This is a genomic window from Eubacterium sp. An3 (genome assembly GCF_002159465.1).
Classification (GTDB): domain Bacteria; phylum Bacillota; class Clostridia; order Lachnospirales; family Lachnospiraceae; genus Anaerobutyricum; species Anaerobutyricum stercoris.
On sequence record NZ_NFIR01000086.1, the window covers coordinates 1 to 1,864 of the forward strand.

Consider the following 1,864-nt stretch of genomic DNA (forward strand, 5'->3'; position numbering starts at 1 on the left):
AGAGGGTGTCGCAAAATTATCAAATTAGATGATAGAGCGACTCCCTCGCTTAATCTAAAGGGAAAAACGGAAGTAATCTCACCTGTACTGTGGCTTACTTCCGTTTTTTGGCGTACTTTAATAAAGATATTTGTTTTTTCTATTTTTAAGCAGGTTTTTTCACAGAAAATAAATGTTTTCCTGTTCGGTCATTCTGTATTTTCGCGTGAAGTTTATTGAGATTATACCCCATACTAAGTAAAAGAAGCTCCAGTTTTACTTTGGTTTTCCCACGGAGTAAAAATCTTTGAAATTCGTAATCGTTTTTCAGGACTCCGAATGCTCCTTCCACCTGGATCGATCGGTTCATACGATACAGAATCCCTTTCTCGCTCAGGATATTTTCATAGGATTCCTGCCGTTTCTCTAAAAAGCTTTTGGAGACGTACAGCCGTTTGTTCCCTTTTGCTTTTGTACATTTCTCTTTATAAGGACAGCCCGTACAGTCTTCACATTCGTAGACGGTTACTTCGGATTCATAGCCGCTTTTACTTGTCTGCTTTTTCAGGAAAATCGGCTGCAGTTTCTTCCCGGCATGACACGTATAGGTATCTGTCCTTTCATCATAACCCATGTTCTCCCGTTTACTGATATCCTTTTTAAAACTCCTCTTTTTCCATTTCTCATACGTTTGTGGCTTGATATAGGGCTTTTGCTTCTGCTCCCTCAGATAACTGTAACCTTCTTCGCTTTCATATCCGGAATCTGCTGTTACACTGGGATAACGGAATCCAAGTTTTTCTTCCATCCTTTTCAAGAAAGGAACAAGAGTCCAGACGTCATTGCGGTCCTGGAAAATGTCTGTTGCGACAATGTATTCGCTATCCACCGCGATCTGTACGTTATATCCCGGTTTCAACTGGGCGTTGCGCATATGGTCATCCTTCATGTGCATGAATGTGGCATCCGGATCGGTCTTGCAGTAATTATTCCGCCCCTGAAAACTGGCGGTGTGCCAGTCGTAGATTGTCTGACGTTCCAGAAAACGCCGGAACAGCTCCAGGTATTTCTGGTTACGGCTTTTCCTCTTTCCTCTGCCATGGACAAAAACAGTATGCTGTTCTTCACAGGCCTGTTCCAAAAACCGGCAGATCTCCTGGAGATCCTGCGTCCTTGTGTCTTCAGTTACCCGGAAACTTTGTATGTATTCCTGATTTAACAGCGAAACTGCCTCCTGTATCTTCTGGAACATTTTTGCTTCCCATTTCCCTATGGATTTTTTCCAGACGAAAGTATATTTGTTCGCGCAGGCCTCCAGTTTTGTCCCATCAATAAAAATGGTTTCCTTCGACAGCTCGCCTGCATTTTTCAGTCTCTTTACCATTTGATAGAAGAGATCTTCACAGGCATCCGCCAGGAATCCGGTACGGAAACGTGCGATCGTGCTGTGGTCAGGCGCTTTCTGCCCGGCGAGCAGCCACATAAAGTTGATATCTCGCCTGCATGCAGTTTCAATTTTTCTGGATGAATAAATATTTTGAGAGTAAGCATAGGTCAGGATCTTGAACATGGTCTTAGGGTCCACTGCCGGATTTCTGCCTTTGGCAGAGTAAGCCTGATACAGCAAGCTGTAATCTAATTCCTCCAATTCGTGGCTCAGCAGTCGGACAGAATCATCATCAGGAACCAAACCTTCCAAATTTAATGGCAAAACCAGTTGATAAGGCTCGCCGAATTCGGTATAATTTTTATGGTATTTTTGGTTAGTAGTCATATCTAATTATACCATGGATTACGGACTCTTCGGGGTCCGTTTTCTATTTTCAGGCATAAAAATGGAGCCATTGCTCCATAGATGATTACTCATCTATTTTGCAACGGCCCC

Annotated in this window: 1 protein-coding gene; it reads right to left on the reverse strand. The window is 43.0% G+C overall.

All coding sequences use genetic code 11. The annotated features are described in order from the left end of the window. Positions 1-145: 145 nt before the first annotated feature. Positions 146-1,753 (reverse strand): IS1182 family transposase, encoded by a 1,608-nt coding sequence (locus B5F87_RS20365; protein WP_087284497.1) that lies wholly within the window; start codon positions 1,751-1,753, stop codon positions 146-148. Positions 1,754-1,864 lie beyond the last annotated feature (111 nt).